Source organism: Pelagimonas phthalicica (assembly GCF_004364805.1).
In the GTDB taxonomy this organism is placed as follows: domain Bacteria; phylum Pseudomonadota; class Alphaproteobacteria; order Rhodobacterales; family Rhodobacteraceae; genus Pelagimonas; species Pelagimonas phthalicica.
Window position 1 is genome coordinate 374111 of record NZ_SOAP01000001.1, and the last position, 25030, is coordinate 399140.

General features: G+C 58.0%; 25 protein-coding genes and 1 tRNA gene. 23 read left to right on the forward strand and 3 right to left on the reverse strand.

Going from position 1 to position 25030, the window contains the following annotated elements; genetic code table 11:
• Positions 1 to 97 precede the first annotated feature (97 nt).
• The 5 genes from CLV87_RS01900 (at position 98) to CLV87_RS01920 (ending at position 5610) form a co-directional block, all read left to right on the forward strand.
• Positions 98 to 772 carry an SURF1 family protein gene (locus CLV87_RS01900; protein ID WP_099244894.1) on the forward strand — a complete coding sequence of 225 codons (675 nt, stop codon included), beginning with the start codon at positions 98 to 100 and terminating at the stop codon, positions 770 to 772.
• A 1-nt stretch (position 773) separates the two neighbouring features.
• On the forward strand, positions 774 to 2162 hold the full coding sequence (thrC, locus tag CLV87_RS01905; protein WP_099243850.1) for a threonine synthase: 1389 nt from the start codon (positions 774 to 776) through the stop codon (positions 2160 to 2162).
• Entirely contained in the window at positions 2159 to 3421 is a 1263-nt protein-coding gene (locus tag CLV87_RS01910) for a M16 family metallopeptidase (protein WP_099243848.1), read from the forward strand. The genes thrC and CLV87_RS01910 overlap by 4 nt, the downstream gene beginning before the upstream one ends.
• On the forward strand, positions 3421 to 4008 hold the full coding sequence (locus CLV87_RS01915) for a GNAT family N-acetyltransferase (protein WP_099243847.1): 588 nt from the start codon (positions 3421 to 3423) through the stop codon (positions 4006 to 4008). The genes CLV87_RS01910 and CLV87_RS01915 overlap by 1 nt, the downstream gene beginning before the upstream one ends.
• A gap of 183 nt (positions 4009 to 4191) precedes the next feature.
• Positions 4192 to 5610, forward strand: a complete 1419-nt coding sequence (locus tag CLV87_RS01920) for an FAD-binding oxidoreductase (RefSeq protein ID WP_099244892.1) — start codon at positions 4192 to 4194, stop codon at positions 5608 to 5610.
• A 6-nt stretch (positions 5611 to 5616) separates the two neighbouring features.
• Here the strand turns inward: CLV87_RS01920 and CLV87_RS01925 are convergent, their stop codons facing one another.
• Positions 5617 to 6468, reverse strand: a complete 852-nt coding sequence (locus CLV87_RS01925; protein ID WP_099243845.1) for a lytic transglycosylase domain-containing protein — start codon at positions 6466 to 6468, stop codon at positions 5617 to 5619.
• A gap of 343 nt (positions 6469 to 6811) precedes the next feature.
• On the opposite strand from CLV87_RS01925, the gene CLV87_RS01930 reads away from it, so the two are divergent.
• The 16 genes from CLV87_RS01930 to CLV87_RS02005 all read left to right on the forward strand — a co-directional run bounded on the left by CLV87_RS01930 (position 6812) and on the right by CLV87_RS02005 (position 19930).
• Positions 6812 to 6991: a Flp family type IVb pilin gene (locus CLV87_RS01930; protein ID WP_099243841.1), complete on the forward strand. Its 180-nt coding sequence runs from the start codon at positions 6812 to 6814 to the stop codon at positions 6989 to 6991.
• A 116-nt stretch (positions 6992 to 7107) separates the two neighbouring features.
• A complete protein-coding gene (locus tag CLV87_RS01935; protein ID WP_099243843.1) occupies positions 7108 to 7287 on the forward strand; it encodes a Flp family type IVb pilin in 180 nt (59 codons plus the stop codon).
• A 114-nt stretch (positions 7288 to 7401) separates the two neighbouring features.
• Positions 7402 to 7581, forward strand: coding sequence for a Flp family type IVb pilin (locus CLV87_RS01940; RefSeq protein WP_099243841.1), 180 nt, complete (start codon positions 7402 to 7404; stop codon positions 7579 to 7581).
• A gap of 78 nt (positions 7582 to 7659) precedes the next feature.
• Positions 7660 to 7839: a hypothetical protein gene (locus CLV87_RS01945; RefSeq protein WP_099243839.1), complete on the forward strand. Its 180-nt coding sequence runs from the start codon at positions 7660 to 7662 to the stop codon at positions 7837 to 7839.
• A gap of 185 nt (positions 7840 to 8024) precedes the next feature.
• Positions 8025 to 8885 carry a Flp pilus assembly protein CpaB gene (cpaB, locus tag CLV87_RS01950; RefSeq protein ID WP_099243837.1) on the forward strand — a complete coding sequence of 287 codons (861 nt, stop codon included), beginning with the start codon at positions 8025 to 8027 and terminating at the stop codon, positions 8883 to 8885.
• Between the two features lie 205 nt (positions 8886 to 9090).
• Positions 9091 to 10512 carry a type II and III secretion system protein family protein gene (locus CLV87_RS01955; protein WP_099243835.1) on the forward strand — a complete coding sequence of 474 codons (1422 nt, stop codon included), beginning with the start codon at positions 9091 to 9093 and terminating at the stop codon, positions 10510 to 10512.
• An 8-nt stretch (positions 10513 to 10520) separates the two neighbouring features.
• Positions 10521 to 11219 carry an OmpA family protein gene (locus tag CLV87_RS01960; RefSeq protein ID WP_099243834.1) on the forward strand — a complete coding sequence of 233 codons (699 nt, stop codon included), beginning with the start codon at positions 10521 to 10523 and terminating at the stop codon, positions 11217 to 11219.
• Positions 11220 to 11454: 235 nt separating this feature from the next.
• Entirely contained in the window at positions 11455 to 12699 is a 1245-nt protein-coding gene (locus tag CLV87_RS01965) for an AAA family ATPase (protein ID WP_099244890.1), read from the forward strand.
• Positions 12700 to 12714: 15 nt separating this feature from the next.
• Complete coding sequence (locus tag CLV87_RS01970; protein ID WP_099243832.1) at positions 12715 to 14166, forward strand: CpaF family protein; 1452 nt, start codon at positions 12715 to 12717, stop codon at positions 14164 to 14166.
• Positions 14167 to 14171: 5 nt separating this feature from the next.
• Positions 14172 to 15137 (forward strand): type II secretion system F family protein, encoded by a 966-nt coding sequence (locus tag CLV87_RS01975; RefSeq protein WP_133840664.1) that lies wholly within the window; start codon positions 14172 to 14174, stop codon positions 15135 to 15137.
• 12 nt (positions 15138 to 15149) lie between these two features.
• Complete coding sequence (locus CLV87_RS01980) at positions 15150 to 16121, forward strand: type II secretion system F family protein (protein ID WP_099243828.1); 972 nt, start codon at positions 15150 to 15152, stop codon at positions 16119 to 16121.
• Between the two features lie 2 nt (positions 16122 to 16123).
• Positions 16124 to 16690 (forward strand): tetratricopeptide repeat protein, encoded by a 567-nt coding sequence (locus tag CLV87_RS01985; protein WP_099243826.1) that lies wholly within the window; start codon positions 16124 to 16126, stop codon positions 16688 to 16690.
• 27 nt (positions 16691 to 16717) lie between these two features.
• Complete coding sequence (locus CLV87_RS01990) at positions 16718 to 17569, forward strand: tetratricopeptide repeat protein (RefSeq protein ID WP_099243824.1); 852 nt, start codon at positions 16718 to 16720, stop codon at positions 17567 to 17569.
• Positions 17570 to 17592: 23 nt separating this feature from the next.
• Positions 17593 to 18126 carry a prepilin peptidase gene (locus CLV87_RS01995; protein WP_099243822.1) on the forward strand — a complete coding sequence of 178 codons (534 nt, stop codon included), beginning with the start codon at positions 17593 to 17595 and terminating at the stop codon, positions 18124 to 18126.
• Between the two features lie 72 nt (positions 18127 to 18198).
• Positions 18199 to 18519, forward strand: coding sequence for a thioredoxin family protein (locus tag CLV87_RS02000; protein WP_099243820.1), 321 nt, complete (start codon positions 18199 to 18201; stop codon positions 18517 to 18519).
• 97 nt (positions 18520 to 18616) lie between these two features.
• Positions 18617 to 19930: an ATPase gene (locus CLV87_RS02005; protein WP_099243818.1), complete on the forward strand. Its 1314-nt coding sequence runs from the start codon at positions 18617 to 18619 to the stop codon at positions 19928 to 19930.
• Positions 19931 to 19978: 48 nt separating this feature from the next.
• Here the strand turns inward: CLV87_RS02005 and CLV87_RS02010 are convergent, their stop codons facing one another.
• On the reverse strand, positions 19979 to 21016 hold the full coding sequence (locus CLV87_RS02010; protein WP_099244888.1) for an alpha/beta hydrolase family protein: 1038 nt from the start codon (positions 21014 to 21016) through the stop codon (positions 19979 to 19981).
• A gap of 144 nt (positions 21017 to 21160) precedes the next feature.
• On the opposite strand from CLV87_RS02010, the gene CLV87_RS02015 reads away from it, so the two are divergent.
• Both CLV87_RS02015 and CLV87_RS02020 read left to right on the forward strand, forming a co-directional pair.
• A complete protein-coding gene (locus CLV87_RS02015; protein WP_099243817.1) occupies positions 21161 to 22174 on the forward strand; it encodes a helix-turn-helix domain-containing protein in 1014 nt (337 codons plus the stop codon).
• Positions 22175 to 22237: 63 nt separating this feature from the next.
• Positions 22238 to 22314: transfer RNA gene (locus CLV87_RS02020), tRNA-Met, on the forward strand.
• Positions 22315 to 22386: 72 nt separating this feature from the next.
• Here CLV87_RS02020 and CLV87_RS02025 read toward each other — a convergent pair.
• Entirely contained in the window at positions 22387 to 24909 is a 2523-nt protein-coding gene (locus CLV87_RS02025) for a bifunctional trypsin-like peptidase domain-containing/SEL1-like repeat protein (RefSeq protein ID WP_099243815.1), read from the reverse strand.
• Positions 24910 to 25030 lie beyond the last annotated feature (121 nt).

Consider the following 25030-nt stretch of genomic DNA (forward strand, 5'->3'; position numbering starts at 1 on the left):
GCCCATATTTGATCCCGGTTTGAGGTTGAAACCCTCTGCCGAGAATGAAAAAACAAGGCGCGCCAACCCGGCGCGCCTTTGCTTTTTCGGAGCTGCCTTGAAACGTCTCATCGCCCCCCTGCTGATCGGTCTGGTCGGAGCCGCGATCCTTGTCGCGCTTGGCTCCTGGCAAGTGCAGCGTCTGACCTGGAAACAAGGTGTGCTGAATGAGATCGAGCAGGTCATCGCCAGCGATCCTGTCCCCCTACCCCGCGTAATAGCCCCCACTGAACAGCGCTATATGCCCGTCCAAGCCTCCGGTACCCTGAACGAAGGCGCCTTGTTTGTGCTGGTCTCGATCAAAAGCCGCGGCCCCGGCTGGCGGGTGATTTCGCCGCTGACAACCGATGAGGGCCGTCGCGTTCTGCTGGATCGCGGCTTTGTCCCGACCGCCAAGAAATCCGCCCCGCTCTATACCGGCCCTATCGAAATGACCGGCAATCTGCTCTGGCCCGATGATCGCAACAGCTCGACCCCGGAAAACGATGTGGCGGGCAATATCTGGTTTGCACGTGACGTCCAGCAGATGGCTGAAACCCTCGACACCGAACCGCTCCTAATTGTTGCGCGAAGTTTGTCGCCCGCTGACAAGGGCATGACGCTCTTGCCGGTCGACATTTCGGGCATTCCCAATGATCACTTGCAATATGCCATCACTTGGTTCTCTCTGGCCGGGATTTGGCTCATCATGACCGGCGTCTGGCTGCGACGCTTGCTGAAAAAAGGCGACTGAAATGAAATATGTCTCGACACGTGGCAACGCCCCGGAACTAAGCTTTGCCGATGCCATGCTGACCGGCCTGGCGCGTGACGGGGGGCTTTATGTTCCGGCTGAGATTCCGCAGATGAGCGCCGATGAGATCCGCGCCCTGCAAGGTCTCAGCTATGAAGAAACCGCCTTTCGCGTGATCAAGCCTTTTGTCGGCGATTGCTTCAGCGATGAGGAGCTGATGGGCTGCATCACCCGCGCCTACGAGGGCTTTGGCCATAACGCCCGCGCGCCAATGGTGCAGCTCGCTCCGAACCATTTCCTGCTGGAACTGTTCCACGGCCCCACCCTGGCCTTCAAAGATTTCGCCATGCAGATGATCGGCCAGCTCTTTCAGGTCGAACTCACCAAACGCGGTGAGCGTGTGACCATCGTTGGCGCAACCTCCGGCGATACAGGGTCTGCCGCGATTGAGGCATTCAAGGGTCTGGACGCCGTGGATGTCTTTATCCTCTACCCGCATGGCCGCGTGTCCGAGGTACAGCGTCGCCAGATGACCACCCCGCCAGAAAGCAATGTCCATGCTCTGGCGCTTGAGGGGCATTTCGACGATTGCCAGGCCCGCCTCAAGGACATGTTCAACCATTTTGAATTCCGCGACGGCGTCAAACTCGCTGGCGTGAACTCGATCAACTGGGCGCGGGTTCTGGTGCAGGTGGTCTATTACTTCTCCGCCGCTGCCAGCCTCGGCGCACCGGATCGCAAGGTCAGCTTTACCGTTCCAACCGGCAACTTTGGCGACATCTTTGCCGGTTACATCGCCAAGCAAATGGGCCTGCCGATTGACCGTCTGGTTGTGGCCACCAATCAGAACGACATCCTGCATCGCTGCCTGACCACCGGGGCCTATGAAAAGGGCGAGGTCGCCCCTTCGATCAGCCCGTCGATGGACATCCTGGTCAGCTCGAACTTCGAGCGCGCGCTTTTCTTTGCCTATAATAAGGACGGCGCGGCCGTCGCCCAGCTGATGGACGAGCTGGCGAATGGCGGCTTCTCCGTTTCCCAAGGCGCATTGCAAGCCTTGCGCGAAGATTTCGACTCCGGCCGTGTTTCCGAAGAGGAAACCCTCGCCTTTATCAAAGAGGCCAACGCCACCATGGGTGAGCTGCTTTGCCCACACTCCGCCATCGGGGCCAAGATCGGCGAAGAACACCGTGATCCCGCCACCCCGATGATCACGCTTGCCACGGCGCATCCGGCAAAATTCCCCGATGCGGTGGAAAATGCCTCGGGCATTCGCCCGCCTCTTCCCAATCGCATGGCAGACCTTTATGAGCGTTCAGAACGCGTGACACAGGTCCCCAATGACCTCACCGCGCTGGAAACCCTCATTCAGGAGCGTCTCGCCAAGTGACCGTCCAACTCGCCACGCTTTCAAACGGCTTTCGTATTGTCACCGAACACATGCCGGGGCTGCAATCTGCCGCCCTTGGCATCTGGGTCACTGCTGGTGGCCGCAATGAACGCTTTGAGCAAAATGGCATCGCGCATTTCCTCGAACATATGGCGTTCAAGGGCACGAAAACCCGCAGCGCTTTGCAAATCGCCGAGGCGATTGAGGATGTGGGCGGTTATATCAATGCCTATACCTCGCGCGAAGTGACAGCTTATTACGCCCGCGTGCTCAAGGCCGATACCGGTCTGGCGCTGGATGTGATCTCGGACATCCTGCTCAACCCGATCTTTGACGACAAAGAGATCGAGACCGAGCGCCACGTGATCCTTCAGGAGATCGGCCAGGCCTTGGACACGCCGGATGACGTGATTTTTGACTGGCTCCAGCAAGAGGCCTATCCAGATCAGCCCATCGGGCGCACCATTCTGGGTGAGGTCGAGCGCGTGCGCAGTTTTGATCGCGAAGATCTGGCACGTTTTGTCTCTGAACATTACGGGCCTGGTCAGATGATCCTTTCAGCCGCCGGTGCTGTCGATCATGACACATTGGTGGCTCAGGCCGAGGCGCTGTTTGGTGCCCTACCTGCCCGCTCTGCCCCCGCCTTTGAACAGGCACGTTTTCATGGTGGCGAAAGCCGTCAGGTCAAGGACCTTGAACAGGCGCATATGGCGCTGGCCTTTGAGGGACCGGGCTATCGCGACCCTGACTTCTACACCGCACAGATCTACAGCAGCGCTCTGGGCGGCGGCATGTCCTCGCGCCTCTTTCAGGAAATCCGCGAGAAACGTGGCCTATGCTATACGATCTTTGCCCAAAGCGGCGCTTATGCCGATACCGGCATGACCACGATCTACGCGGGCACCAGCGGCGAAGAGCTGGGCGAGCTGGCCACCCTCACCATTGACGAGATGAAACGCGCCGCCGAGGATATGAGCCAGGCCGAACTGGATCGCGCCCGCGCCCAGATGAAAGCCGGGCTGCTCATGGGGCTGGAAAGCCCGGCCAGCCGGGCCGAACGCATGGCGCGTATGGTGCAGATCTGGGATCGTGTCCCACCGATCGAAGACACCATCACCCGCATCGACGCCGTCACCTTGTCAGACGTGCTGGGCTTTGCACAAAAGCAAGCGGCACAGGCCTCCCCGGCTCTGGCGCTCTACGGCCCGATCTCAGAGGCCCCCGCCCTGGCTGATTTGCAGGCACGTCGGGCGGCCTGATGCTGGGATTGCGGCGCAAGCTCAAGCTCGAAACCGAGCGGCTGACCCTACGCCCGCCGGTGCATGGCGATTACGCCGCCTGGTCCTCCCTGCGCGAGCAAAGCCGCCACTTCCTGACGCCCTGGGAACCGAGCTGGTCAGCAGACCATCTCAGCCGCCGCGCCTTTACCAACCGGGTCTATTGGGCCTCGCGCGCCATTTCCGGCGGCACCGCACTGCCGCTCTTCCTGTTCCGCCGCGAGGATGACACGCTGCTGGGGGCCATCACCCTCGACAATATTCGCCGCGGCCCCGCTCAGGCCGGAACGCTGGGCTATTGGATCGGCGATCCTTACGCGCGCCACGGCTATATGCGCGAAGCCATCTCAGCCGTGGTGCATCACAGTTTCGAAAAACTGGGCCTGAGCCGGATCGAAGCCGCCTGCCTGCCCGAAAACGTCGCCTCACGCGGCCTGCTCGAAGCCTCGCACTTCAAGTATGAGGGCGTGGCGCAAAGCTATCTGCAAATCAATGGTCGCTGGCGCACACATGTCCTTTATGCCTCCTTGCGTATGGATCGCCGCGGCAAAAGCAACGCTGGTCTCTGACGCACTGCTCCCGGGCCGGGGTCGGCCAAGGCACGCTCCCTTCCCCCCAAGGGGGAAGGACAGGTTGGGGGGCCAACTCCACGAATGCCGCTCGCGGCATACCTTTAAACAGCGTTTCGCCTGTTCTTGCACAGCTCCTTTGTCTATCTCTACCTCCAAGACCTCAAAAACAAAGACGCGCCCGTGACCCTTTCCCCCTTTGACGATACCTCCGCCAACGCTCTGGCCAAGCTCCTGCCGCCTGACACCCTTCGCCCAACCAGCCCTCATCATCTTGAGGAGCCGCGTGGGCGCTGGCAGGGGCGTTCCACCCATGTCGCCCTGCCCCGCAACACGCAAGAGGTCGCGACAGTCGTTACCTTCTGCGCGCAAAACAATATTGGCCTCATCCCCTATGGCGGTGGCACCGGCCTGGTCGGCGGTCAGGTCGCCTCTGACGGTCCCGCCCCGCTTCTTCTGTCGCTCGAACGCATGACCGCAATCCGCGCCACCTACCCGCTGGAAAACGCCATGATTGTCGAGGCCGGGGCCATTCTGGCCGATGTGCAATCCGCCGCCGAGGATCAAAACCGTCTCTTCCCGCTCTCCCTCGCCTCCGAAGGCTCGGCCCGCATCGGCGGATTGCTCGCCTGCAATGCCGGTGGCACCAATGTCCTGCGCTATGGCAATGCCCGCGATCTCGTGCTCGGGCTTGAGGCCGTCCTGCCCGATGGTCAGATCTGGAACGGGCTCAAACGGCTGCGCAAAGACAATACCGGCTATGACCTGCGCCATCTGCTGCTGGGATCCGAGGGCACGCTGGGTGTCATCACCGCCGCCAGCCTCAAGCTTTTCCCGCGCCCCGCTGCTCAGGGCACCGCCCTGCTCGAGGTCACCTCCCCCAAAGCTGCGCTGGATCTGCTTGCCATCGCCCGCAACCAACTTGGCGATTGCGTCACCGGGTTCGAGCTTATGCATCGCACCGGCTTTGACTTCCTTACCGAAACTCTGCCGGACATTCGTCAGCCTTGGCCAATGCCTCCCGAATGGTCCGTTCTGCTCGAAATCAGCCTGCCGCGCGGCTTGGACCCGCTGGATTGCCTGACAACGCTTCTGAGCGATGCCATTGACAAAAATCTCGTCTCAGACGGTCTCCTCGCGCAGTCGCAAAGCCAAGCCGCCGACTTCTGGTCCCTGCGTGAACATATCCCGCTCGCCAACCGCGCCATCAGCGCGATCTCCAGCCACGATATCTCCCTGCCGCTCAGCGCGATCCCCGAGTTCATCGCCCTTGCAGGCAGCATGCTATCCGCCTTGGGAGACATCCGCATCAACTGCTTTGGCCATCTCGGCGACGGCAATCTGCATTATAATGTCTTCCCCGCCCTCGGGCGTGACCGCGCGGATTATGACGCCCTGCGCGATCAAATCATAACGACGGTGCACGACCTCGTGGAGGCGATGGACGGCTCTTTCAGCGCCGAGCATGGCATTGGCCGCCTCAAAACAGCAGATCTGGAACGCTATGGTGATCCGACCAAGATTGCGGCCATGCGCGCCATCAAATCCGCGCTTGATCCGAATGGCATCATGAACCCGGGCGCAGTGCTGCGCCCGCTCTGACCATTTCTATTGCGGCAGCCGGAACACGCAGCCATCCGAGGCCAGCTGCGGGCGTGTCAGACACATGCCCGCCGCCACCTGAAAGGCCGCCAGCACTTTGGGCACATAATCACGGGTCTCGGCAAAGGGCGGCACACCGCCATGTTTGCCGATGGAATTCTCACCGGCATTATACCCGGCCAGAACCAGAATCGGGTCGCCCTCAAACTTCTCCATCAGGAAATCGAGGAATTTGATCCCCCCCTTGATGTTCTGCGCCGCATCAAGACTGTCACTCACGCCAAATCGTTTCGCCGTGGCAGGCATCAACTGCATCAACCCCTGCGCCCCGGCTTTGCTCAGCGCATCACTCTTGCCAGCAGATTCGACCGAGATCACCGCCAGCGCCAAGGCGGGCGAGACCTGCGTCCCCACCGACTCGCGCAAGATATCGCGTCCATACTTGGCGGCGATCTCTTGCATATGCTGCAAACGGGGCGCTTTGACGGCCTGCCCGGCTGGCCCTTTGCTGAGACTGTTCAAGGCTGGCTCCAACCGCCCGGCCCCCTGCGCCCCTAAATTGGGCGAGACCTGATCCCAATACCAAGCGTAATGCGCCGACTTGGGCGTGGCAGCGGCTTGTGGTGCCGGTGCGGCTCCGGGCGGCGGTGCTGCAACTGGCTGCGCTTTGGATTTGGGTGGCGGCGGCACAGCCGGATTTGCCCGTGGCGCGACCTGAATCGTAATCCGCTTTTGCCCCGGCTTGGGCGGCTTCACGCGTTTAAAGGTAAAACTGGAGCCATCGGATTGCGCCGCCAGAGGCGCTGGATTCGCCAAAAGCACGGCGCACAGCGCCGCTGAAAAGAATCTCATAACCATTATCTGCTCGCACCTGCGTTGGGTGTTTTTCTATTTATGGCACAATTATAGCTGCTTTTCTATCTGTGTCTCCAAACCGGAAACATTGTGCCATGATTTTATACCCAAAAGGATAGGCTACCTATCCAAATTCAACAAAGGTTAACATTTTTATACTGCAAATTCAGCAGCTTAAGTTTTTTATTTCGGTTTTTTCGGGAAAGCTAAAAATCACTGCAATCGGGTCAAAATCTCGCCCCAATACAGGGTGATAAGTGGCTCATACCGCAGCGGACAGGCAAGTGAGAGAGGCCGACAATGTCCAAAGCGGTGAGCGAAACACGACCAATTCTGGAGAGAGACCATGATCAAGTTCATCAAAAACTTCCGCAAAGACGAAGCTGGCGCAGTCACCGTTGACTGGGTTGTTCTGACAGCTGCTGTTGTTGGCCTGGCCATCGCCGCCTACTCGACCATCGAGACAAACGCCAACACCCTGATCACCGCTGCTGGTGGTGCTGTTGCGGCAGAAAACGACTTCTAAGTCGGTCGCGGCGTAATCGCCGCATAGAAAGATCGGCGCGTGGGCCGACCCTGCGCGCCACCTGACCTGAAGTTCCCTACACACATATTCGCCCATAAGGGCACCGGAGAAAAACCATGATCAAGTTCATCAAAAACTTCCGCAAAGACGAAGCTGGCGCAGTAACCGTTGACTGGGTTGTTCTGACAGCTGCTGTTGTTGGCCTGGCCATCGCTGCTTACACCGCGATTGAAACCAACGCCAACACCCTGATCACCGCTGCTGGTGGTGCTGTTGCGGCAGAAAACGACTTCTAAGTCCCTCGCGATCACCTGATCGCTTGAAAGTCGGGCGATGGGCCTGATGGCCCCGCCCAAATGACCAAGACTTAACCTTATGCTCGCCCCGCTGGGGCAACCTGGAGAAAAACCATGATCAAGTTCATCAAAAACTTCCGCAAAGACGAAGCTGGCGCAGTCACCGTTGACTGGGTTGTTCTGACCGCCGCTGTTGTTGGCCTGGCCATCGCCGCCTACTCGACCATCGAGACAAACGCCAACACCCTGATCACCGCCGCTGGTGGTGCTGTTGCGGCAGAAAACGACTTCTAAGTCGATTTCGCAAAAGCCTAAGTTTCTGGTCGGCTTGTCTGACCAGAAACCCCACTATCAGAGCAGGAAAGGGTCAACATGCTGAAATTTATCCAAGCATTCCGCGAAGACCAATCTGGTGCCGTCACCGTCGATTGGGTTGTCATCACTGCCGCTGTAGTTGGAATGTCCGCGATCTCCTTCTTTATGATCGAAGACAATTCACTGGCGCTGATGAACGCAGCTGGCGGAGCAATCGCCGCAGAAAACGATTTCTGATTTCCCTGTTCCCTACGCAAATGGGCTGTGCTTGTCTAAGCGCGGCCCATTCTTATGAGCGGATCATGCGTGAAACTTCACGGAAGAACCGCCTTCGTGGCCCGATTTCGCCACAATTTTTGGTCAGTTTGGGTTTCGGATCGCACCCTATTCATCGCGGTCCCGAGTTAATCATGAGGTGAAACATGCGACTTGTATTCGGATTGGTGCTGATTGCAGGACTGGGGCTGGCAGGTTTTGCCGTCTACATGGCGCAGAATTATATCGGCGCTTATGAAAACGCCTTGCAACAGGAACGCGCCAAAGTGACCGCCGCTGTGCCAACACAGCAGATCTATGTCACAACCCGCGCCATTGCCTTTGGCGAACAGATCCTACCCGAGGATATCCAACTGGCCCCCTGGCCCAAAGAGATCCTCCCCGAAGGGTATTTTGACGAAGCCAACCCAACCTCCGCCGTGGGAGAAGATCCGCGCGTGGCGCTGCGACCGATGGAAAAGTTTGAGGCCGTTCTGGCGATCAAAGTGTCCGAACCCGGTGGTGACGCCGGCCTGACATCGCGCCTTGAAAGGGGCCAACGTGCCTTTGCGATCAAGGTTGACGTGGCTTCGGGTGTGTCGGGCTTCCTGCGCCCTGGTGACCGTGTTGACGTCTATTGGACAGGCCGCATCCCCGGCAACGATCCGCACCTGCCAAAGGGCGACGTAACTAAGCTGATCGAAACCGGCATGCGTCTGATTGCGATTGACCAGATGTCTGAAACCGAGACAACGGCAACGACTATCGCTCAAACAGTCACCGTCGCGGCCAGCCCGCAGCAGGTTGCTGCCCTCGCGCAAGCTCAGAAAACCGGTCAACTGTCCCTGTCTCTGATGGCCAGCAATGATGACACCGTCGCCGATGCCATCGAAGTCGACCAACTGTCTTTGCTGGGTCTGGAACAGCCCGAAGCCGAAGAGGCCCCCAAGCGCGCGCTGCAAACCTGCACTCGGATCGAACGTCGCGGCAATGTCCGGACCGAAATTCCGATCCCCTGTTCGAACTGATACAGTTTCAACACCTTGCGATCAGACGGGCGCCCCAATCGGGTGCCCGTTTTGCTGTGGCCTAAAAATCATCTGTTGCCAGTTATCCACATAAATTTTGCGACCGAAGTCATTGATTCTTGCAAAAAATCCAAAACTGGCGCAGATTTGCTCCAAATACAGGCGAAAAGACCTGTGAATGAGGCGTGATCGAAAGGCAGGTCACATGAAATTTGATAGATTCATGAAGGCGGCCCTGTTGGGGCTGACAATGGCTGTGACCGCTCCGGTCGCAACAGAGCTGCGGGCGGAAACCCTGCGGGTCATGCGCAATGGCACCGAACAGGTGCTCAAGGTTGCGATGAACCGCGCGGTTGTCGTCGAAAGCGACCAGCCCTTTGGCGAACTTTCGGTGGTAAATCCCGAAATCGCCGATATCGCATCGCTCTCTGACCGCACCATCTATGTTCTGGGCAAATCGCCTGGTGCTACCACCCTGACCATTCTCGACGGCCAGGGCCGGCTCATTACGAATGTCGATGTGCGCGTCACCGCCGACATCACCGAATTCAAAGAGCGGCTGCGCCAGATCCTTCCGGATGAAAAGATCGAAGTCCGCACCGCCAATGACGGCATTGTTCTGTCCGGCACGGCCTCTTCAACGGCGCGCATGCAGCGCGCGCTTGACTTGGCAGAGCGTTACGCGCCTGAACGGGTGTCAAACCTGATGACGGTCGGCGGCATCCAACAGGTCATGCTCAAGGTGCGCTTTGCAGAAATGCAACGCACCGTTGGCAAACAGCTCCGCGCCTCTCTGGCGACCGGCGGCTCTGTGCTTGGTGGCGATCTTGGGCTGGAACTCGGGACCGGCAACGCTGCCCCATTGGCCCATGTCGATGCCGTTTCCAACAAACTCTTCCCCGAGGGGATCGACACCGAAGGCAGTGCACTGCTTGGCTTTAACATGGGTGGCCTCGAAGTGGGCATCCTCCTCGAAGCCCTTGAATCCAAAGGCGTTGTTCGCACCCTTGCGGAACCGAACCTGACCGCCCTGTCCGGTCAAGAGGCCAAGTTCCTGGCCGGTGGCGAATACCCGGTTCCGGTCTCTCAGCAGAACAACACCATCACCATCGAATTCAAACCATTCGGGGTCGAGCTCAACTTTATCCCGCGCGTGATCGATGGCGATCTGATCAATCTCGAAATGGAAGCCGCGGTTTCCTCGATCGACAACACCAACGGTATCAGCCTGTCGGATATCACCGTCGCAGCCTTTAAGCGGCGCGAGACCCAGACCACGGTCGAGCTGCGCGATGGTGAAAGCTTTGCGATTGCAGGGCTTTTGATGGATGACTTTACCGATCTGAACGGTCAGGTGCCCTGGCTTGGCGATGTACCGGTGCTGGGCGCGCTGTTCCGCAGTGCCGAATACCAGCGCGAACAATCCGAGCTGGTCATTATCGTGACGCCGCATCTGGTGACACCGACACGCGGCGAGGCCCTGGCCCTGCCGACCGACCGGGTCATTCCCCCGACCGAAAAGGATCTGTTCCTGCGCGGTCGTGTGGCTGGCACACCAAAAACCGGCGCAGCGGGCGAAGTGGCGAAACAAGATTTCACCGGCTCTTACGGCTATGTGATGGATTGAGCGGAGGCATGGGACAGATGATCAGGACCACGATTACCGGCATCACAATCAGCCTCGCGCTGGCCGGATGTAGTAGCAACCCAGCCGGGGAAAATGTGCGCGGTGCGTTTTACCGCGAAGCGGGCTCGTTGATTGACACCGGCCATTTCGGCAATGCCACCATGCACAACACCCAGATCATGAATGGCGACAAACAATTCGTCTATGATCTGTCCCAGCGTTTTGCCTCCGAGGTCATGACCACGGTGAACTTTGCCTTTAACAGCTCGGTTCTGGATGCGGGTGCGATTGATACGCTGCGCGAGCAGGCGCATTGGATCCGCCAATTCCCCGAAGTGCGCTTTAAGGTTTATGGCCATACCGACAAAGTTGGCGGCAACAGCTATAACAAGGCTCTGGGCCTGCGCCGCGCGCGCACTGTTGTTAACTATCTTGTCTCCCAAGGCATCGACGGTTCGCGCCTCGAGGCGGTGGTCAGCTTTGGCGAAACCCAGCCGTTGATCGTCACCGAAGGTAAAGAGCGCCGCAACCGCCGCACCGTAACCGAGGTTTCGGGCTTTGTGGACGGTCACCAGACTGTGATGGACGGCAAATATGCCGAAGTCATCTATCGCGAATATGTCCGTAGCGCCGAACCTGTTACGGGTTTGACCGGCGTTGCCAGCTCGAACCTCGAAGTAGATAGCGGCATTGACGGCGGCGAATAAACCACCCACACAACAACCAAGATTAAGGCACCTTTCGGGGTGCCTTTTCTTTTGACCGTCCAGAAATACCGTACAATTTCGACTTTTTGGCCCAAATGTTGCCGCCTTTCACCGTCAGTTTCGACTGCAAAGGATCAAAGCGTCGCAATTTGAGTCGGCGCATCGGATTCGGAAATCGGGTGGCGAAATGATTGGTTTCTTCACCTTTCCGGTTCGGCAGAAAGGACGCGAGGCCATGACGAGTACTATTCCAACCCAGGCGGACCCATCGCCCATCGTTGCCTGCACCATCAGCCGTGATGTGCAAAACTTCGATCTTCTGATCGAAGACATGGAAACGATCCTTGGGGAAAGCTGGGGGGATCTCGGCTTTGACGAAGCCCTGGCCTTTTTCAACCAAAAAGAGGCCGAAGGGTTGGAATTTGTCGCCATGGCGATTGATGCCATCGACGAGCCAGACCTCGCCCTGCTCAGCGGCATTATTTCCGGGGCCAAGAACCGGGGCATCAAGGTTGTCCTGATCGCCGAAGATGTCACGCCCGCCTCGCTTCACCAATTGCTGCGCCAAGGGGCTGATGAATTTGTTCCCTATCCGCTACCCGAAGGGGAGTTGGCCGCTGCGGTTGAGCGTATGCGCAATCCCCCTGCCCCGGTCGCCGCAGAGGTGCAGCCGGGTGAACAAGGCGTCAAGCTCTCCGGGGATGGCGATGGAGTTTTGATTGCGGTCCAAGGGCTTGCCGGTGGTGTTGGCGCAACGACGATGGCCGTCAACCTGGCCTACGAGCTCGCCGAATGTCGCAAAGAGGGCCAACCCAAGGTCTGCCTGATCGACTTTGGCCTGCAATTTGGCACAGTCGCCACCTATCTTGACCTGCCCCGCCGCGAGGCCGTGCTGGAACTGCTGTCCGATGTCGAATCCATGGATGGTGACAGCTTTGGGCAAGCCTTGGTCAGCTACGAAGATAAGATCCAGGTCTTTACGTCACCTTCAGACATCCTGCCGCTCGACATGATTGGCCCGGCGGATGTTCAGGCCATTCTCGACGTGGCGCGCAATCACTTTGATTATGTCATCGTCGATATGCCCAGCACGATTGTGCAATGGACCGAAACCGTCCTGACCGAGGCGCAGGTCTATTTCGCCATGGTCGCGCTCGACATGCGCTCGGCCCAGAACGCCATGCGCCTGAAACGCGCCCTGCAATCCGAAGACCTGCCCTATGACAAGCTACGCTATGTGCTGAACCACGCGCCCAAATTCACCGACCTGCAAGGCAAAGGTCGCGTGAAACGCATGGCGGATGGTTTGGGCATTGCCCTTGATCTGCAACTGCCTGATGGCGGCAAGCCGGTGGCGCAAGCCTGCGATCACGGTCTGCCATTGGCCAATCACGTGCCCAAGAACCCGCTCCGCAAAGAGTTTGTCAAACTGGCCGCCCAACTGGACGCCATCGGCAATTCCGACGCCGAAGCCGCCTGATAACGAGGATTATTGATGTTTTCGCGCTACAAGAAAAACCAGGTTTCCGAGGCAGCCCCCGTTCAGGCCAAAGCCCCGGCTGCCCCCGTTGCGCCTGCGGCAGAAGCCGCACCAGCCGAACAACCCGCCGCTCGTCGTCCGGTTCAGCCCAAGGTCGCGGCCAAAGCTGCGCCTGCGGACAAGGAAAAGAAACGCAAGGAACGTCTGGCTGACATCAAGCTGGAAATGCACCGCGCGTTGTTGGACAACCTGAACCTCGCCGCACTTGACGCCGCGAGCGAGGCAGAGCTGCGCGAAGAAATCAACGACATCACCACCGAGACCTTGCAGGAAAAAGGCGTGGTTCTGAACCGGGACGAACGCCGCACGATGATCAATGACCTCTATGACGAGGTCAAAGGTCTGGGGCCGCTTGAACCCCTGCTCAAGGACGAGACGATCTCGGATATTCTGGTCAACGGTCCGCAGCAGATCTTTATCGAACAAAACGGTAAGCTCAGCCTGTCGGACGTGACCTTTAAAGATGAAAAGCACCTGATGCGGATCATCGACAAGATCGTTTCCGCCGTCGGTCGCCGCGTCGATGAATCCAACCCTTATGTTGACGCCCGTCTTCAGGATGGGTCGCGTTTCAACGCCATGGTGCCGCCGGTTGCGATTGACGGCTCGCTTGTGTCCATTCGTAAGTTCAAAAAGGACAAACTGGGCATTGACGACCTGGTGAACTTTGGCGCCTTTACCGAAGAGATGGCGGTTTATTTGCAGGCCGCCGTGGCCACCCGCCTGAACGTGATCGTCTCGGGCGGTACCGGTTCTGGTAAAACCACCACGCTCAACGCGCTGTCCTCTTTCATCGACAACTCAGAACGTATTCTGACCATCGAGGATACGGCGGAACTTCAGCTGCAACAGACCCATGTGGGCCGCATGGAAAGCCGCCCGCCCAACGTCGAAGGCAAAGGTGCCGTTACCCCGCGTGACTGTCTGAAAAACGCTCTGCGGATGCGCCCTGACCGGATCATCGTCGGGGAAACGCGTGGCGAAGAAGTTATCGACATGTTGCAGGCCATGAACACCGGCCACGACGGCTCCATGACCACGATCCACGCCAACTCGGCGCGTGACGGCGTGGCGCGTCTGGAAAACATGATCGCCATGGCCGGGATCGAAATGCCGCTGAAAGCGATGCGCGCGCAGATCTCGTCGGCTGTGAACCTGATTGTTCAGGCCTCGCGCCTCCAGGACGGCTCGCGTCGGATGACCTCGATCACCGAGATCACCGGGATGGAAGGCGACGTGATTTCCATGCAGGAAATCTTTCGTTTCCAACGTGTTGGCCTGACCCCCGATAACAAGATCATCGGGCATTTCACCGCCACTGGCGTGCGTTCGAACTTTTCCGAACGTTTCCGCATGTGGGGATATGACGTGCCCGCCTCGATCTACGAACCTTTCCGAGCGGAGTAAGACCCATGCTCAGTGCAGCCCCAATCATCTATGGCATGATCTTCCTTGGCGTTCTGGTCATGGTCAACGGCATCTATCTGGTGGCGTTTGGCAAATCGATCAGCCTGTCCAACAAGGTCAATCGTCGCCTCGAAATGCTCGACAAGGGCGAGCGGCGCGAAGACGTTCTGGCCAAGCTCCGCAAGGAGATGGACCAGCACATGAAATCACGCTCTTTGCCGCTCTATTCGCTCTTGGCGGATAAAGCGCAAAAAGCCTCCATCGCCTTTACCCCGCAACAGCTGATCATGGTCATGGCCGGTGCCTCTGTCGCTGCCTTTGTAGGCCTGTCCGTCGGCACCGAGGCAAGCCTGGCCGTGCGTCTGGTCATGGGTGTCGCCATGGGCGTGGGTGGTGTTTACATGTGGGTCAATCACAAGGCCAAAAAGCGCCTTAGCATGATTGAAGAGCAGCTGCCTGATGCAGTTGAGCTTATGGTGCGTTCCTTGCGTGTCGGTCACCCGTTCAGCTCGGCCATCACCATTGTGTCCAAAGAAATCAAAGACCCGCTGGCCACCGAATTCGGCGTCATCGCAGACGAGGCCACCTATGGCCGCGATGTGGGCGAAGCCCTGAAACACATGGCCGAACGGCTCGACATGCAGGATTTGCGCTTTCTCGCGGTGGCCGTGGCCATTCAGCAGCAAGCCGGTGGTAACCTCGCCGAGATCCTCGAGGGTCTTGCCAAGGTGATCCGCGCCCGTTTCCGCCTGTTCCGCCGCGTCAAGGCGATCACGGCCGAGGCACAGTGGTCCGGTAAATTCCTGTCCGGTTTCCCGGTCGCCGCGCTGATCTTTATCCAGGTGGCCAAGCCCGATTACTACGACGAGGTGCTCGATCACCCGTGGTTCATCCCGGCCTGCTTTATCGTGGGTATCATGCTGACGCTGAACATCTTTGTGATGCGCGCTCTTGTGAATATCAAAGTGTAAGGACGCCCTGACATGTTTGACCAAATCAATCAGATGATCACCGATCAGCTTGGCCCCGCCGGCCCGCTGATGGTGGTGGCCGGGCTGGCCTTTATCCTGATCCTGGCGACCATCCCGATGATGATGAACGCCAAGCCCGATCCGATGGACAAGCTGAAAAAGTCCAACGCAGATCGCATGGCCGCCGACAAGCGCGCGGTGTTGCGGGACAAAAGCCGCAATGAGAAGCTGAACAAATACTCCCAGTTCCTCGAACCGCAGGACGAAAAAGAGCTGTCCGATGTCCGGATGAAGCTTTTGCAGGCGGGCTATCGTTCCAAAGACTCCGTTCAGCTCTATTTCTTTGCGCAAATGGCGCTGGGTTTGGGCCTCTTGGCGGTTGGCGTTGTCTACTTCCTGATGTTCGTCAACGGGCCCGAGGCCACGTTGCAGCAAAAGATGATGTATATCCTCGGCCCCGGTGCCGCTGGTTACCTCGCGCCGAAATACTGGATCAACAAACGCGTCGAAAAACGCAAAGAGGAAATCCAGGGCGGTTTCCCCGATGCGCTCGACATGATGTTGGTCTGTGTTGAGGCGGGTCAGTCGATGGACCAATCCATCGTTCGCGTCTCAAAAGAGCTGCGCGCCTCTTACCCGGCCCTCGCCGATGAATTTGAAATCATCAGCCACGAGATGAAAGCAGGTAAGGACAAAACCAGCGTTCTCAACGACATGTCCGAACGTTGCGGCGTGCAGGATGTCAGCTCATTCGTGACGGTTCTGAACCAGGCGCAGACCTTTGGTACCTCGATTTCAGATGCGCTTCGGGTCTATGCCGGGGAAATGCGTGACAAAAGGGTCATGCGTGCCGAAGAAAAAGCAAACCAGTTGCCGACAAAGATGACGCTGACCACTATGATGCTGACAGTGCCTCCGCTCCTGATCATTCTTGTTGGTCCTTCTGCGGTTGGCATCACAGAAATGGGCAATATCGGACAGTAAACATGCACTTGGCCCCACTCGGAGCCGTCCTGATCCTGAGCTTTTTGGCCGCCTGCAGCACGGGCGGCCAAGATGCGTCTTTGGACACCCCTTTTGCACCCGCCCTGGACCCCAAGGGCGAGGCCGTTGATGGCTTGATCGTTGGCCATCGCCTGATGGATGCGGGCCAGCATGAATTGGCGCTGAATGCCTTTACCCGCGCTGCTGGCGAACATGGTCTAACGGGCGAGGTTCTGATGGCCCTTGGCACGGCCAACCTCGCGCTGGGGCGGCTGAACCAGGCCGAAAACCAGCTGCGCGACGCCGTCAAGAAAGAACCCGACTGGCCAGAAGCCTGGAACAATCTCGGGGTTTTGCTGATCGAAAAAGGCGAATTGCCCGAAGCGGTCGAGGTTTTGCGCCGCGCTTTTGCCCTGGATAATGGCGAAAGTGACGCAATCCGCGACAATCTTCGCTTGGCGATAGAAAAAATGGAAAATTCTGTTTATGGTGCTGATACAGAATACGAATACACGTTGGTGCGACGAGGGCGCGGACAATTCACGATCCGCAGCGCGCCAGCGCAATAGGCAGAGCAGTAAAAGGACGCAGGCAAAATGCGCCATATGACATATCTTTCACTTGCCGCGGCAGGTGTTCTTGCGCTGGCAGGATGCGAAAAAGAGATCGACGTCGCCGAAATGGAACGCAAGTTTCAGGGCGTGAACGTCATTGACGAATCCAACCTGAACGAAGTCATGCTGACCGCTGCGGACCCGAACGAAGCGGTGTCCTATTTTCAGCGCGCCTCGGCCCAGAACCCCGAGCGCATTGATCTGCTGCGCGGGCTGGCCTCTTCACTGATCCGCGCCAAACGCAACAGCGAGGCCGCCATTGCCTGGGCGCGTGTCGTGGATCACAAGGACAAAACCAATCAGGACGCGGTTAACCTGGCTGATGCACTGATCCGCGCCAATGACTGGGAAAAGGCGGAAAAGGTGCTGAACGCCATTCCACCCACCCACGAGACCTTTAAGCGCTACCGTCTTGAGGCGATGATCGCGGACAGCAACAAGGATTGGAAAAAGGCCGACAGTTTCTATGAAATCGCCCTTGGCCTAACCACCAAACCTGCCTCCGTGTTCAACAACTGGGGCTATTCCAAGCTGACCCGTGGCGATTACGCCGATGCCGAACGCCTGTTCTCCGACGCCATCCGTCAGGATTCCAGCCTCTTCACCGCCAAAAACAACCTGGTTCTGGCCCGCGGCGCACAGGGCAAATACACGTTGCCGCCGCTGCCGATGACCCAGATCGAACGCGCCGAACTGCTGCATTCCTTGGGCCTTGCTGCGATCAAACGCGGCGATGTCGAGATTGGCAAAGGTCTGCTGCGCGACGCCATCGAAACGCATCCCCAGCATTTCGAAGCGGCCAAGACCGCCTTGGACGCGCTGGAAAACGCGTAACTTAGACAGGCTCAGGCACGATCATGCATATCCCTGCGACCCAGGCCTTGCTCTTCGCCATCCTTGTGGTGCCGATCTGCATTTACACGTTCTACGTGGATATGAAGCTGAAAAAGATCAGCAATCTCACGGTCTGGGCCCTGTTCGCCACCTTTATCGTGATTGGCGTGTTCACCATGCCATTCACGGAATTTCTCTGGCGCTTTGCCCATTACGGGGTTGTCTTTGCCATTGGCCTGCTGATGTGGATGATCCGCCAGGTTGGAGCCGGAGATGTGAAATTCGCCGCCGTCATGGCGCTGTTCATCCATCAGGGCGATCTGCGGCTGATGCTGTTCATCGGTATCGCTGCCATGCTGGCCGCCACGGTGACCACATTGCTGGTCACCTTCAGCCCGCTGAAACGCCTGGCCCCGGAATGGAAAACCTGGCGCATGCGTGACCCTTCCAACCCGGACTCTGTCGGCGGGGGCAAACAATTCACCTTGCCGATGGGTACAGGCCTTGGCCTGATGCTCTGCGCCTATCTGGTGATGGGGGCCCTATACGGGGCCTAAGCCGGTTTGTCTGGCTTTCTCTGAACGGTTGGTTAAGCTTCTCTGGACCTCTCTTATTGGATCGGGGCCCTAATGGTTGACTATATTGATGACACCGACTTTGACGCCAAAGTTCTGAAATCAGACACAATTAACGTTGTGCTCTTTCGCGCCACCTGGGCCGGATCCAGCAACTTCGCCTATTTAGACTTGGAAAGGGCGGAAAAGTCTTTTCCCCAAACGGCTAAGGCTTTTTACTTGGATATGGATTACTCGGTAAAGGTTCCGCAAACCTATTCGGTGAATATCTACCCGACCTTTCTAGTCTTTCAAAACGGCAAGGAGGTCTTTCGCTACCCTAGCTGGCCTGCACCAATTGACATCCTTGGTTGGATCAGCGACCTCAAAGACTGAAATCTGCTGCCCCCCAAACTCCCCCAACCAGCCCACATCCTGCCACAAAGCCTTGCCATTCTCTGGCCAAGACCCAAAAGCGGCAGGATATTGAGCGATGAACATGCAGACCGGCGCGGTGATGGCGCCCCCTTCCCCCAAGAATTTGGATGATGTCGGCCTGACCATGGTCATGATGCGCGACATTCTGTTGAAGACTCAGTTCCGCAAGAACATCAACAAGGTCACAGATCTGGCCAAGGCGATCTGCCTGCCGGTCCCTTGTACCCAGGAATTGATCGACATGGCGCGCGGCCAGGGCCTGATGGAGGCCATGGGCACGCTGGGGGCTGCCGGTGAAATCAGCTCGGAAATGCCCTATCAGCTCACCGATGCGGGCAAGGCCCGCGCGCTGGATGCTCTTGCCCAGTCGGAATATTTCGGTCCAATGCCGATCCCGCTGGAGAAGTACCAGGAACAGATCAAACGCCAATCGATCCGCAATATCCAGATCACCCGCGACCAACTGACCTCGGCCATGGGTCACCTGATCCTGCCCGAGGACCTGATCGGCAATCTTGGCCCCGCCGTCGGCTCTGGCCGCTCGATCCTGATGTATGGCCCACCCGGCAACGGTAAGTCCTCGATCTCCAACGGTATTCGTGATGCCATGGGCGACAAGATTTATGTGCCCCGCGCCATCGAATATTCCGGTCAGGTGATCACTGTCTACGATCCAATCGTGCATTCCGCCGCCGAAGAGGATGTTGACGAAAGCAAACAATTACGCCGCCGCGCGCAGTTTGACCGCCGCTATGTCTATTGCCAGCGCCCCACGGTCATCACGGGGGGGGAATTGAGCCTCGACATGCTTGATCTGGTCTACAACCCGACCGCGCGCACCTATCAGGCCCCTCTACAGCTCAAATCCACCGGCGGCATCTTTATCGTCGACGATTTGGGTCGTCAGGCGGAACCGCCGCAAAAACTGGTCAACCGCTGGATTGTTCCGCTCGAAGAGAGCAAAGACATCCTCGCCCTGCAATCGGGCGAAAAGTTCGAAGTGCCCTTTGACACGCTGGTGATCTTTTCCACCAACTTCCACCCCAATGAGATCTTTGACCAGGCGGCCCTGCGCCGGATCTTCTTCAAGATCAAAATTGACGGGCCGAGCCAGGAAAACTTCCTCAAGATCTTTGCCCTCGTGGCGCGCAAGAAAAAGATGCAGCTGGACGAAGCGTCGCTGGTGCATCTGCTAAAGAACAAATACCCGACGATCAACAATGTCTTTGCCAACTATCAACCGGTGTTTTTGATCGACCAGATGATAGCGGTCTGTGATTTTGAGGGCATCCCCTACAAAATGACCCCTGAACTGGTGGATCGTGCCTGGGCGAACATGTTCGTCAAAGACGAGAAAATCGTGAAATAACGGAAAGGCTGGGCATTAGAATTTCTAATGCCCAGCCTCCCGCTTCAATTACAGCTCAAGAAACCGCGCGATTTCTGCCAGCATCTGACGATGGATTTCCTTGCGATCCGCCCCTTCAGGATCGGTGCAAATCGGATCGTCCTGCTCCTCTTCCAAGATCGCCGCGCCTTGCGGTTTGCATTCCGGCAGCGCGGTAAAGTGGCTGGCCGGGGCCAAGGTCACATAGTCCACATCCCCCAGCTTTGCCGCCAGATCACTGCCTTTGGCGCTGACATCAGATGCGGCAAGCCCAGCCTCGTCCCCAAGGTTGATCAACTGCACCGGCAGTTCCATCGCGCTCAGGCTCGCCTCTGTCGCCACATAGGTAAAGGCCGGGTCAATCGCGACCGCTTTGGACACGCGCGGATCGCGCATATCCGCGGAAAACCCGGCAGGCAGGTTGGCAAAATCCACGCCACCTTTGGCAAAGAACTGACAATCCAGGCGCTGCATCTCGGCGCTGCTGCCGCAATAGGGCGCATAGGCGGAGGCATCAAATTGCAGCCCGGCCAGGTTCAGCGCCGTCGCGCCACCCAGGGAAAACCCAACGCTGTAAATCCGATTCAAGTCCACATAAGAGGCAAAAGCAGGTTCCGCCAGCAGCACATCCAGCGCCGCGCTCAGATCCTGTGCGCGCTCATCCAGCCGCATGGACCGGCGTGGAGAGCTGTCGCCCGACGTGCTACCCGGATGGTTCACCGCCAGCACCATGGCCCCCTCTTGCGCCAAGCCGGACAGCAACCAGGCCATCCCATCCATATTGCCCCCCGATCCATGCGAAAACAGGATCAGCGGGTGCTTTCCCTCAGCCACGCGCGGGGCCTGCAAGACCGGCATACCATGCCAAATCGGGTTGTCGCCAATGCGGGCAAAATAGGTCTTGCTGCCTGCCGGATACCAGACCGAGGCCGCAATGGGCCAGGCGCGATGCGGGCTTTTGACATCCATCCGATCATATCCCGGCACGCCGATATCGGGGCTGTCACTTTGCGCCATCATTGGGGTCACGAGGCTGGCCATCAGGGCGGCAATCAACAGGCGGGTCATCATCATTCCTTTTCAAGGTTTCTTGTTTCGATGCCCCTCACCTGCGCCTTTCTTGGCCCTTTTTCGTCCTGAAACCGGTTTTCGGTCGTCAGGAACCGGATTTCGCACTACCACAACACCAATATTCACGACCCGAGCGCTTTGATGATTGCCCTGCCCCTGCCGTTGATCTTTTGCCTGATTATTCTGTTTCTGCTGATCCATAACCTGCGTGAACTAGGCCACTGGCGGGTGTTTCATACGCTGCTGGTGCTTTGCGCCTTTCAATCGCTGATCGTCGCGCTGGTGCATTACTATGGGGTGCAGGCGGTCTTTCCGGTCCTGCCTGTGTCAGCCTGCGCGCTGCCCGCCATGGCCTGGATCGCCTTTCGCGCCACCCTGATCGCGCCCTTTTCGATCAAGACCGCGCTGCCCCACGCCCTGCCCGCCTGCTTCTCGCTCTTTTGCCTGCTCTTTGCCTCGCAAACGCTCGACTTTGTGATCTTTCTCACCACCTTTGGCTATGGCAGCGCCATCCTGTGGTCCCTGCGCCCCAGCGCCGACCTCCCCCTCGCCCGTCTGGCCGCGGGCCCGGTGCCAAGGCGTGTCTGGCAGGGGATCGGAGCCATCTTTGTCATCGCCTCTTTCGGAGATCTTCTGATCCTCTTTGCCCTGCAACGCGGAGAAATCGGTTGGCTCTATGTCGTGGTCAATGTAATCTGGTCGCTCTCGATGCTGGTCATTGCCGGGCTTGCCCTGATCCGCGAAGACGTGGCCGAACCCGAGCCCCAGGACAGACCCGAAGAGCCCGAGATCGACCCCGCCAATGATGCCGCTCTGATGCAGCGCCTTGAAACCCTGCTGAGGCAAGAGCAACTCTTCCTCGAACCCGACCTCACCCTGTCGCGTCTGGCCAAACGTCTGCATGTCCCGATCAAGCAGCTGTCGGCCACGATCAACCGCCATACCGGCGAAAACGTCTCGCGCTATGTGAACGGGTTCCGCATCCGCCACGCCTGCGATTTGCTGCGCGCCGGCCAGCCGGTGACCGAGGTTCTTTTTGCCAGCGGTTTCAACACTAAGTCGAATTTCAACCGCGAGTTTCTCCGCCTGATGGGGGCGTCTCCGAAAACCTGGTTGGCGAATTTGGAGCCAGACCTCCCAAGGCAGAAAATTTGACATTTTCTTGTCGATTTGCGCTTGACGACTCTGCAGCCCAGCCTTATCCACCGCCCACGGTCCGGCGCGGTAGCTCAGTTGGTTAGAGCGATCGACTCATAATCGATAGGTCGGGAGTTCAAGTCTCCCCCACGCCACCATTCCTCTCCAGCAAAAGTTTACAAAAACGCGGCATCCCTCTGCGCGCGGCAAGCGTCCGAAACCTACCTCAGCTACTGGTCCAGCCGCGCCAAAGCCTCCTTGGCTTTCTCAAATCCTTGCGCTGCAGAAAGCTTGTACCACTGGCGCGCTGTCGTCAGGTTCTTTTCCGTCCCCAACCCGATCTCATAATACCGGCCGACCTTGTATTGCGCCTCTGAATCGCCTTGATGGGCCGCATCCTTGAAATAGGACAGCGCCATCTCGCTGTTTTGCAAAACACCACTGCCCGCCTCGTAATGCGACCCAAGGTTGTATTGCGCATAAAGATTGCCCTGATCTGCGGCCTTTCTGAACCAAAACAGCGCTTCAGAAACGGATTTATCGACCCCTTTGCCCTGCAAATACATCGTCCCCAAGGCGTTTTGCGCGTAGGAATAGCCTTTTGCTGCGGATTTTTCATACCAGAGAGCGGCTCTCAGATCTGATTGCTGCACACCACGCCCGTTTTGATAGGCCCGGCCCATCTCGTATTGGGCAGGCGCATGGTCTTGCTCCGCAGCCAGTTGGAACAGGCTCAGGGCCTCTTCGTAATTGATCGGCACACCGCGCCCAAACGCATACATCCCGCCCAGGTTTTTCTGTGCATCAGCCAGGCCTTGAGCCGATGCCAAGCGATACCATTTGACCGCCTCTGCGAAATCCTGCGCGACGCCCCGTCCCGTGTGATAGGCATACCCCATATCGAATTGCGCATAGGAATAGCCCTGCCGCGCCCCCAGTTCCGCCCATCGCAGAGCCTCTTGATGTGATTGCGCAACCACCCGACCATCCGCATAGAAAAGCCCGACATTGCGCTGCGCCTTGGCAAAGCCCAAATCCGCCGCCTGGCGGTAATAGTCCAGCGCAGTTGCGTTTGACTGCTCCACACCCCGCCCAAATTCATAAAGCTGGCCTAGATTGGTCATGGCCTCGGGCACACCCAGTTCCGCGCCGCGCACATACAGCTCAGCCGCGCGTTCGTAATCCTGTGCAACACCGTTGCCTAATTCATAAAGCGCTCCCAAGGCATTGTGGGAGCCAGCATGGTCCTGATCCACCGCCCTCTGATACATGTCGGCAGCTTTCTCATAGGATTGAGCGGTGCCAACGCCCCGTTCATACAAAACGCCCAAATTATGGAGTGCCGCAACTTCACCCAATTCCGCAGCGGCTTCATACCACCTGACCGCCTCGATATCCGATTGCGTCGTGCCCAATCCGAGGCGATAGTTATACCCGAGATGGGTCATCGCCTGGCGGTCGCCCAACTTGGCAGATTTCAAGAACGCCTCTTGAGACTCCTCATACTGTTTCGCGGCATAATAAGCCCGGCCCAGATTGTAAGACATCCGCGCATGGATCGGAAAAGCTGACACCGCGCTCAGACAAGCCGTGATGGCGGATTCAACATCAATATCAGCTAGAAGCACGCCCACCTGCTCAGCCTTACCAGACAGAAAATCCGGGTGTTCCGACATCCCTGCCAAAGCGTCGCATCGCTTTACCAGGCTGCTTTTCTCTCGATCCGCCAGCACAATCCGCGCCGCAGTGGTCAGCGCGCTGTCCTTCTTCGCTGCTTTGCGCAACTCTTCGATCTCGGCACGCAAGCGTTCCAACTCTGACAGGTCGTCATCATCCTGTTGCCCTTCCTGCGTTTGCAGCCCAAGGTTCAACGCCTCATTGATCGGACCAATCCGATGCCCCCCGTTAAAGCCCCCCTGCTTGTTCAGCCCGCCCTGATTGTGCAGCCCGACAATGGCCAAAGTGCGCGCATCCAGCAGCAACGACCCCGAAGAGCCCCCAGTGCTTTCGCATTTATGGCGCAACTTGCTGGAGGTGTCCGGCACATCGCTTTGGCGCTCATGAATCTGACAAGTGCCACTGGAAAACTGCTGCGGCGCGGCTCCGGGGTGGTGGATCATGGTCAAGGCACGACGGGGCGTGGCCTCTGCCTCCATCACCATGGGAAAATGTCCGCCCTGCACGCCATTAGCGTCGCCAAACACCCGCAAGATCATCGCGTCAAAATCTTCGGAAACCGCCAATTCGCGCGGATCAACCAAAAAGGTCTCCACCGTTTCAGTCAGATCACGATCAACATAGTTGAAATTGACCCGCACTTCGCGCACCACCGTAAACCCGGCATCGCGGATGACGTCATCATAGAAACAGTGGCGATTGGTCAGCAGGCGATTGCCCGGCAACAGCGCCGCCGTGCAATAGGTCGTGAACACGCTCTTGCTGCGCGTAACCCCATTGGCCATTCGCATCGGACGGGGCTGCCCATCCGGGGTCATCAGACAGATATCCAACCGGCCGATAAACTTGCCCAAGGCGCGCACATCATCGGGGGCCTCATGGATCGGGCGCCAAAACCCGCCACGGGTCTGCGCCCCTTCGACCAAGGCATGAAAGGCCGAGGATTCATGTTTGACTTCAAAATCAAAGCGACAGTCTTCAACCGCTTGAGCCCCGGTCGCCAAATGCGCCGCCACAATCAACGCGCTTAGGCCGCCAAACACCCGCCCCAGTCTGGAGTTGAGTTTCTCATACATGTTTCAGAACGTAACCCGGTCAATGAAATGCAAAATTATGCCTCAACCCTAAAACGGCCCCACCTTTTTTGGCAAGCCTGACCTCTGCCAACAAAAGCAGCCACTTTGGGGGGCGCCATCG